The sequence below is a fragment of the Streptomyces sp. NPDC102274 genome (assembly GCF_044766385.1).
Classification (GTDB): domain Bacteria; phylum Actinomycetota; class Actinomycetes; order Streptomycetales; family Streptomycetaceae; genus Streptomyces.
This window is the reverse complement of the sequence record NZ_JBIWLW010000092.1, coordinates 1-7,643: the sequence shown is the minus strand read 5'-3', so window position 1 is coordinate 7,643 and position 7,643 is coordinate 1. Positions and strand designations below refer to the sequence as shown.

The 7,643-nt window shown below is 63.5% G+C and carries 9 protein-coding genes and 2 pseudogenes; 9 read left to right on the top strand and 2 right to left on the bottom strand.

From position 1 onward, the window contains the following. The 3 genes from ACIRQP_RS41610 to ACIRQP_RS41600 form a co-directional block, all read left to right on the top strand. A partial coding sequence (locus ACIRQP_RS41610; RefSeq protein WP_403900566.1) for an HYD1 signature containing ADP-ribosyltransferase family protein occupies window positions 1-1,682 on the top strand: 1,682 nt, incomplete at its 5' end. After that, window positions 1,682-1,966: a DUF6881 domain-containing protein gene (locus ACIRQP_RS41605; protein ID WP_403900564.1), complete on the top strand. Its 285-nt coding sequence runs from the start codon at window positions 1,682-1,684 to the stop codon at window positions 1,964-1,966. The genes ACIRQP_RS41610 and ACIRQP_RS41605, both read left to right, overlap by 1 nt. A 200-nt stretch (window positions 1,967-2,166) precedes the next feature. Next, window positions 2,167-2,523 carry a hypothetical protein gene (locus tag ACIRQP_RS41600; RefSeq protein ID WP_403900562.1) on the top strand — a complete coding sequence of 119 codons (357 nt, stop codon included), beginning with the start codon at window positions 2,167-2,169 and terminating at the stop codon, window positions 2,521-2,523. 175 nt (window positions 2,524-2,698) lie between these two features. Here the strand turns inward: ACIRQP_RS41600 and ACIRQP_RS41595 are convergent. Then, window positions 2,699-2,992: pseudogene (locus ACIRQP_RS41595) on the bottom strand (tyrosine-type recombinase/integrase); the annotation flags it as partial. Between the two features lie 30 nt (window positions 2,993-3,022). On the opposite strand from ACIRQP_RS41595, the gene ACIRQP_RS41590 reads away from it, so the two are divergent. Then, complete coding sequence (locus tag ACIRQP_RS41590) at window positions 3,023-3,565, top strand: hypothetical protein (protein WP_403900568.1); 543 nt, start codon at window positions 3,023-3,025, stop codon at window positions 3,563-3,565. 105 nt (window positions 3,566-3,670) lie between these two features. On the opposite strand, the pseudogene ACIRQP_RS41585 reads toward ACIRQP_RS41590, so the two are convergent. Then, window positions 3,671-4,282: pseudogene (locus ACIRQP_RS41585) on the bottom strand (zinc-binding dehydrogenase); the annotation flags it as partial. Window positions 4,283-4,318: 36 nt separating this feature from the next. Between ACIRQP_RS41585 and ACIRQP_RS41580 the strand changes: the two are divergent. From ACIRQP_RS41580 to ACIRQP_RS41560, 5 genes are all read left to right on the top strand, one after another. Next, complete coding sequence (locus ACIRQP_RS41580) at window positions 4,319-5,209, top strand: polymorphic toxin-type HINT domain-containing protein (protein ID WP_403900560.1); 891 nt, start codon at window positions 4,319-4,321, stop codon at window positions 5,207-5,209. After that, on the top strand, window positions 5,206-5,517 hold the full coding sequence (locus ACIRQP_RS41575) for a hypothetical protein (RefSeq protein WP_403900558.1): 312 nt from the start codon (window positions 5,206-5,208) through the stop codon (window positions 5,515-5,517). Before ACIRQP_RS41580 ends, ACIRQP_RS41575 begins: the two co-directional genes overlap by 4 nt. A gap of 346 nt (window positions 5,518-5,863) precedes the next feature. Further along, on the top strand, window positions 5,864-6,169 hold the full coding sequence (locus ACIRQP_RS41570; RefSeq protein ID WP_403900556.1) for a hypothetical protein: 306 nt from the start codon (window positions 5,864-5,866) through the stop codon (window positions 6,167-6,169). A 206-nt stretch (window positions 6,170-6,375) separates the two neighbouring features. Beyond that, a complete protein-coding gene (locus ACIRQP_RS41565; protein ID WP_403900554.1) occupies window positions 6,376-6,822 on the top strand; it encodes a hypothetical protein in 447 nt (148 codons plus the stop codon). 236 nt (window positions 6,823-7,058) lie between these two features. After that, window positions 7,059-7,325, top strand: a complete 267-nt coding sequence (locus ACIRQP_RS41560; protein WP_403900552.1) for a hypothetical protein — start codon at window positions 7,059-7,061, stop codon at window positions 7,323-7,325. Window positions 7,326-7,643 lie beyond the last annotated feature (318 nt).

Here is a 7,643-nt window from a genome sequence, read left to right as displayed (position 1 = left end):
TCCTCATCGCCGACCAACTCGGCACCGCCAACACCACAGTCGAACTCGGCGGCACACAGACCGTCACCCGACGCGCCTTCAAACCGTACGGAGAGGTCCGCGGCCCCAAACCGTCGACTTGGCCGAACAAGCGCAGCTACCTCGGCGTCGGCATCGACGACGCGGCCACCGGCCTCACCCACATCGGGGCCCGCGAATACGACCAGGCGGCCGGCCGCTTCCTCTCAGCAGACCCGATCATCGACATCAGCGAACCGCTCCAGATGAACGGCTACGCCTACGCCGGCAACAGCCCCGTCAGCACGAGCGACCCAACTGGGCTCTGCCCGGCGGACATCTGCGGCACCGGGTCCGCGAACCCATCCCAGCACTACGGCGGCGGTGGCAAACCGAGTACCGGCGGAGGCACCAGCACAAGCAACAGCGGCGGCTCGGCAGGCAGCAGCACTTCAGGCAGCTCAGGCACCCCGACCACCGTCACGTACACCACGACCAAGACGGTCACGGTGACCAAGCCCGCGCCCTGTGACTGGTGGTGCAAGGCCAAGGGCTGGATGAAGAAACACGTCACCGTCATCACCATCGTCACCGAAGTCGTGGTCGGGGTGACCTGCGGAGCCGTCGCGGTCGGCGTCGGCGCGGCGACCGCCGGAGCCGGAGCCGTCGCCGTGGGAGCGGCCTGCGGAGCCATCGCGGGCGCGGCCGCGGGCGCCGTCGGCAACGCCCTCGATCCAAAAGCCGACCACAGCCTCGGCGGCTACGCCTCCGCCGCCGGCAAGGGAGCCGCCGTCGGAGCCGTCGCCTCCGTCGTCGGCGGAGCCGTGGCCAAAGCAGCCGCGAAGGGCGCGAAAGCCGTCGCCTCGAAAGTCCTCGGCAAAACAGGCGGCACCAAGGCAGGTACCGCCCAGTGCTTCCTCGCCGGCACTCCGATCCTCCTCGCCGACGGCACCACGAAGAACATCGAAGACATCCAAGTCGGCGACAAGGTCCTCTCCACCAATCCGACAACAGGCGAAACCAACGCCCAACCCGTCACCGAACTCCTCCCCTCCGAAGGCGACAAAAAGCTCAACGAACTCACCATCACCACCGCCGACGGAAACCAGAAGATAACCGCCACAGCCGAACACCCCTTCTGGATACCCAAGGCGAACGCCTGGATCAACGCCGCCGACCTCAAACCGGGCACCACCCTCAGCACCCCCAACGGCACCACCGCCAAGATCGCGAACAACCACCCCTACACCGACCACGTCCGCACCTACAACTTCGCCGTCGCCAACCACCACACGTACTATGTACTCGCAGGAACCACGCCGGTCCTGGTGCACAATACGTGCGGTCCGGAAACGCTCCACCACTACACAACAGAAGAAAAGATGAAGAAGATCATGGATAGCGGGGAGCTCTGGGCCTCGACGAAGGCAGCCAAGCCTCAAGACGCGAAGCTCGGGGATGGGCAATATTTTTCCGACATTGTACCTGGCACGAAAAGGCCGGGGCAGCTGGCCAGGGCCTTCTACGGAACCCCTTGGGGTGGACAAAATTTCAGCCACTACATCAGTATTGATGTCCGAGGTCTGCCGCTTGTAACGGCGCCGGATCGACCTGGGGTGTTCCTTATCCCGAACAACGGCCCCCTCGATATCACACAACGAATCCAAGGATTCGGGGCGAATTGATGACGAGCTATCTGAAGCTTGCCTGGCATCACGACTTCGACGATGAACCAACCTGGTTTTATAGTGAGTTGGATGAAAGTAGATACGAGACACGCAAGGTTGAAGTTTTCCGTGATGGCCGTAGATTCTTTGCGGATTCACAAATCTCCACAGGTAATGCAATGCTCGGTGAAATTCCGGCACCAAGCCTTGAAGAGCTAGAAGCGGAGGCGGAATTTACCGCGGCCGAGATCACGAGAGAAGAATTCGAAACCGAATGGGATGCCGCATGCCCGGGGCCCTAGTTAGCGCGTCCAGCCGGTAGGTTGTCGGTGGTGTCAACTGGTTGATTTGGGAGGGTGGTTGCAGGAATTTCGTGACCACCCGCCGAATTCACAAGGTGATGCTGACGGGGGACCCGAACGCGTGCTGCCAAGTAAAGGCAGAGATTCCATTTTGGGCGTAGAGGTTGGAGATTAGACGGTCTATCGACTCTGTGCTTGGCGTGGTGCAGAACATCGTTGATCAAGTGAGATCTGGCCGAGAAATCCCGAACATCGAAGATGCAATGACGGCTATTCGCGATCTCCAGCGAATTGCATTCGACGTACCGGATCGCACGGATTCTGACGGGTCACTCTTTCACTACGAAAAAGTGAACTGGTTCCCTGACCCGACCTTCGTCGTGGAGCCTGTGCGGCAGTTGGAAATTGCTGACATCGATGGCGAGCGCAAGGCTTTCTCACAGGTACAGCTTGAGTATCGGTATCGAGTTGATTCAGACCTGGATCCAATCCAGGGCATATTTCTTGGCGGTTCCCTGAAAGTCAGATTCCATTCGGTGAATGGATCGAATCAGTGAAGCGAGATCCCGTCTAGTACCTTATTCGCGGAAAAATTCCAGCGGAATTTGATGTGTCACAGGATATAGCCTGACCGGGAATTCGCGCGATGGTTCCAGTAGCAAACTTGAAGCCCCGCCAGGCTGTGCTTGGCGAGGCTTCTGGGGCTCGTGACGGCAGTAGTTGACGGCAGCGTCAGCGGACGGGTGCTGCGGAGAGCGGCGGTTCGTCGCCGTCGTCAGGCTGGCTGGTGGTCTCGGCGGGGCTGCGGAGGGTGTGTCCGAGGAGGTCGATGGCGTCGCGTCGGAGGCGGAGTCGGACGTGGGCGTAGACGGTGGCGGTGACGCCGATGTGGGCGTGGCCGAGGAGTTCCTTGATCACGACGAATTCCACTCCCTGTTCCATGAGGAGGGTCGCGGTCGAGTGGCGGAGGTCGTGGAAGCGGATGCGACGGAGTCCGGCCCGGTTGAGCAGGGTGTTGAAGTGCCGGGGACCACCGCGTACGAATGAAAGCGCACCGTGGTTGACGCGGTGAGGGGCTTGGGCCGGAAGTCTGCTGTCGTCTGTTCAGGGGCGACGGAGGGCGGCGACGAGGGTGGTCCTGGATCTGCATCGCTGGTTGGAGCTGAGGCGGTTTCGCGGTCTGTACGAGTCCGGTGCGATGAGCTTGCGGGAGATCGCGAAGGAGACCGGGCTGAACCGGCGTACGGTCGTCAAGCCCAGGCCAACGACCTCCGCACACAGATCGGCGAACTGCAGACCCGGCTGCGGGAGGCCGAGTCGCACCTCGAGCACCTCGCGATCACCCGGAAGACCGTCACGGGCCTTGCCGACCGACTTCCGGACGTCCCCCCGGACCTGCCCGAGCACCCTGACTACCCTCGCATCCTCGCCGTCTTCAACGAGGCGACCGGACCGCTGCGGGCCAAGGACATCTGCGAAGCCCTCGACCACAACCTGCTGCCGAAGAACATTGAAGGCACCCGAGCCAAGTTGAAACGCCTGGTCAAACTCGGCATCCTCACCGAGGTCGACACTGCCAGCTTCGCCAAGAAGCAGTAACCGGCCGAGCCCCGATTGGCTTCGTTCACGTCAAACAGCATCCATATGGCCGCCTGTGCTCGTAAGAATGGCGGTCGTGCGGGTGGTGGGGATCAGTGGGCCTTGTCAGCCAGCCGATGGGGTGAGGCTGGTGCGGTCGAACGGGCCACCGTGCGCGGCGGCGTACGCGATGGCGTCGTTGACGGCATCGAGACCGAACGACCGGACTCGTTCGGGGGAGAGATCCAGAGTGCCCGAGGCGAGGAGCCGGATGATGCCGACATTGGCTGTGCGCGGGTACATCCACTGCCCGCGCACGGTGATCGAGTTGCGCATGATCCATGGGTACGGGAGTGCGAGGTCGTCGCCACCGAGCATGCCGACGCCACCCATGAGGACGACGCGGCCGTACTCGCGCACGGTCATGGCCGCGGCGCGCGACGCCGAGCTGGGTGCGCTCGGCGGGAGCAAGTCGATCACCATGTCGATCGGGCCGTCGGCCGCCGCGGACATCGCCGCGCGGTCGGTGGCCTCGTCGCCGGTCAGCGGGACCGGGCACAGCCGCGGACCGAACCGGTCGGCGAGGAGGTCGAGCGCGGCCTGGTTGCGGCCCGGGGCGACCACGCGGCCCGCTCCCATCGCGAGCGCGACAGCGACCGCGCTGCTGCCGAGGTTGCCGGTGGCCCCGCTGACAAGCAGCGTCTCGGCGGCTACGCCTCCGCCGCCGGCAAGGGAGCCGCCGTCGGAGCCATCGCCTCCGTCATCGGCGGAGCCGTGGCCAAGGCAGCCGCCAAGGGCGCCAAAGCCGTCGCCTCGAAAATCCTCGGCAAAACAGGCGGCACCAAGGCGGCCACCGTCCCCAAGTGCTTCCTCGCCGGCACTCCGATCCTCCTCGCCGACGGCACCACGAAGAACATCGAAGACATCCAAGTCGGCGACAAGGTCCTCTCCACCAATCCGACAACAGGCGAAACCAACGCCCAACCCGTCACCGAACTCCTCCCCTCCGAAGGCGACAAAAAGCTCAACGAACTCACCATCACCACCGCCGACGGAAACCAGAAGATAACCGCCACAGCCGAGCACCCCTTCTGGATACCCAAGGCGAACGCCTGGATCAACGCCGCCGACCTCAAACCGGGCACCACCCTCAGCACCCCCAACGGCACCACCGCCAAGATCGCGAACAACCGCCCCTACACCGACCACGTCCGCACCTACAACTTCGCCGTCGCCAACCTCCACACGTACTACGCCCTCGCAGGGGCGACTCCGCTCTTGGTGCACAACACATGCGGTGGCGGCGGAGAAGCAGCTGAGGAAGCTGCTCAGGAGAGCAGCGATCTCGTCCGCGTTGGACGGTGGATGAATCTGGATGAATACGGGAAGATGACCAGAACTGGAATGGTCCAGGAGGGCAAGGGAGGTATGACCTACGTCGCTCGGCCAGCCACCCCCGAGGCGTACGGTCGGCAAGCTGCTCCAGGAACGGGCTACGCAGCGTTTGACGTCCCGGCCAACTCATTGTATCCAGGCGGTGAGCCCGGATGGGCAATTTTGTCGGGCCCTCGTGGCCTTCCGGCTCGTCTCGCGGCCCGGAAAGGGCTTCCCATCCCTCAACTACCTGCCGCTTTGAATATAAGTGATTGGATGGGCCCGAAGTGAAAGATCACTTTGCCGTTCTCGAAGCGACCATGGAATGGATCACCCGCCAGCGCGAATCATTGATTTCTCATGGCTTGACGCTAGACGTAGATCCACCAGATCAGGGACGTTCCAAGACAGGCATCTCCCTGGCGGTTGATTCTTCGGATCGGCTCAGCCAGTTCATTGTCTGGGACACCGGGGAGGCCCAATTGCAGCTCGCGGATGTGCCGTCAGGTGAGATTCACGTGGAGCATCGCGAGATCACATCAGATAGAGATCTTGAAGATGTCCTGAAGACCCTGCTTTCTTGGGTCTCGCAACGATGAGCTCTCTCTTCGCTACTTACCACTGTTAGTCCGGGGCTCGTACTCCAATCTCCTTTCTCTATCTTCGCTGGTCAGAAGCCATTGTTTGGCGTGTATCTGACTGACGTTCCGTCGGAAGTGAGGTTCGTTGCCCACCGATTGGGGCGCGTTGGGTCTGCCATGGAGAATGATGTCGACACAGGGCTGTGCGCCACTGAGCTGTAGTCGTTGCTTCTGCGATTGGCTGGGCACTTCGGGCGCGTCGAGCCACGGCGGCGGATGCGGGACTATGTGCGGGGTCTGCCGGGGCCGGTGGGCCGCAAGAATAGCCGGCAGTTACGAGTTGGTGCGTGATAGCGGGTGAGGTGTGTCTGGCCTGGTCCCGGACACCGCCCCACGCGGCCAGGGCGCCGGCGGGCTGCTCACCTCGGACCTATTCCGCCTTCAGAGCCAACTCGACGAACACACCCAGGACCTGATCGACACCCAGTACCGCCTCATTCCAGTGGCCGGCGACGGCCCCGAGGCCCGCCGGGAACTCCAGGAGGTGACCGACCGGCTCGACGGACTGGGCTTCACCACTGGGCGTCGTGATGCGGTGCTCTCCTCCTTCTGGCGGAACTGCACCGGCGACGCACGGAACTCATCGAACAGGCCCGGAATGGGACTGTGACGGGCGAGGAGCTCGAAGCGACCGCACGCGTGCTCTTCGGCGAGCACTTCTCTCAGGGGGTCTGATACCGGTGCGCCACGTGGACAACACCGGACTCACCACGCCGCAGAAGTGGGCGGACCGGGCCGCCAAGGAAATCGAGAAGCTCCAGGAGGACGCGAAGGACGCGGACAAGGAGCTCACCTTCCGCGAGTTGTGGCGGGAGGATGCGATCTGCGTCCGCAGTCGACGGCGAGGCCAAGCACCGCGGGTACTGGTGGCTCGCCTACGCCCCCGCCAACTACCGTCTCGCCTGCCACTACTGCAACAGCGGCGGCGCCCGCTACGGCAACCAGAGCGCCGGACCGGGCAAGGGGGCCCGTTTCCCCCTGCTCGGACAACGCGCGTCGGAGTTCGAGAGCCTGGGCGGCGAATTGCCGGTGCTCCTTGATCCCGTGGTGGCTGAGGACGCCGAACTCGCGGGATTCGATAGGCAGGGCTACGCCCGACGTAGACCCGAAAGGCCGTATACCGACAGCGAGGTGGCCCGGGACCTCTGCCGAGTGGAAGAGACCATACGCATACTCGCGCTCAACTCCGACCGGCTCGTCGATAGCAGGTCGGAGTTGATCGAGAGGGTGGCAGGACTCGTCCAGCTGTACCTCGTCCGCTGAGACGACGCCATTGTGGCGCTGTACGCCCGTTCCGAAATCGACAGCCTGACTCGGACAACTGCCGAGTGGAGCGCGGCAGCCGCAGCGGCCGAACGCTTGGCCCTCCTCGCCCACCACCGCTCGGCAAACGACACGCCCCTTGGAGGAGGGGCAGGGGCGATGTCGCTGAAGGCACGAGCGGCGGAACCGAGCTCCCGGCGGCAGAAGCAGCGAGCCACCATGTTGACCTGCGGACCTTGGTGGCCGTCCTGCCCCCTCAGGCGTTCTCCGCAGGCGGGATCACGTTGACGGGCCGGGGGAAGCACGGTCCGGTCAGGGCGACCCTGCAGGCGGACGGTAAGATCATCTGCTTCCAGCAGACCTTGGACACGCCTACGTCCGCGGCACGGATGGCGACCGGCGACGACCGGGTGGACGGGTGGGCCTTTTGGTCGTTGACGGTGGACGGCAAGACCCGAACGCTCTCCGACCTGCGCGTATCCCTGATCACCCAGGACGACTAACCACCCTCAGGGTGACAAGATCACGATCCACGCACTGCCGCCGCCATGGTCATTGGTCGGACGCGGAAAGTGCGCACGTTGGTGGGTCGCATGGCGCACCTTGACCGGGTCAAGGTGCGCCACAGCCCCGTCAAGTGCGCTGGTCCCCAAGTGGTCCCCAAGAATGATCAAGGGGCTGCTTCAGATGTCCTCTGAAGCAGCCCGTGACCTGCGACTTCGTAAAGTCGGGACGACAGGATTTGAACCTGCGACCCCTTGACCCCCAGGAGTGTGGATCACCTGGATTATCCGCACATAGCAGACTTAATCCGGGTGCAC

What these genes read in the sequence shown, in the direction of transcription:
- ACIRQP_RS41605 (WP_403900564.1), top strand. Translation starts at nt 1,682, where the DNA reads ATGACGAGCTATCTGAAGCTTGCCTGGCATCACGACTTCGACGATGAA.
- ACIRQP_RS41565 (WP_403900554.1), top strand. Translation starts at nt 6,376, where the DNA reads ATGCGATCTGCGTCCGCAGTCGACGGCGAGGCCAAGCACCGCGGGTAC.